Genomic DNA, 568 nt, shown 5'->3' on the forward strand with positions numbered 1-568 from the left:
GGCTGTAGGTTCTAAGTGTACGTTGATTAGAGTGTCAAGTCCCTCGGTTTTGGCCAGCTCAACTAATGCGTAAAGAGCATCCCTGGTTTCCTGATAGTTTTGAAGGTCTTTCCCGTCATTTGGTTCGACTTGACCCCAAAGTATGTCAATTTTAACGGATCGTTTAGCAAGGGTAAATAATTCTGCGGTTAATGATTTTAAGTTGTTGGGATTTATGAATGTTGAGTGGATTATGAGGCGCGTTTGTGCTGCTTTAAGAACACGCTCAAACGCCGCTTTGTGATCGTTGGCGCCAAGAATTAGTTCGATTTCGTCATTCCTGAGCTCTATGACTGGAAAGGATTTATCAATTTTAGAACCTTCGTGGGTGAACATTTCACGCTGTTTGTTTGGTGATTTTCCGATTAAATTGAGCTCTTCTGACTTTTTATGTGCCGTTGCTAGTATTTGCTCAAGTAGGCTACTAGATAAATTATTTGGTGCGTTACCAATTTTATCTGACTCATCGACAGAGATTAAGCCGTACCTAGTGTGTTCTCTGCTAATTCTTATGTATGTGTCGTCAATT

General features: G+C 40.7%; 1 protein-coding gene. It reads right to left on the reverse strand.

The genetic code is table 11. The annotated features are described in order from the left end of the window. Positions 1 to 568, reverse strand: a 568-nt coding sequence (locus K675_RS33160) for a hypothetical protein (protein ID WP_232434470.1), incomplete at both ends; no start/stop codon positions are given.

It is taken from the genome of Pseudomonas fuscovaginae SE-1 (assembly GCF_000364705.1).
In the GTDB taxonomy this organism is placed as follows: domain Bacteria; phylum Pseudomonadota; class Gammaproteobacteria; order Pseudomonadales; family Pseudomonadaceae; genus Aquipseudomonas; species Aquipseudomonas fuscovaginae_A.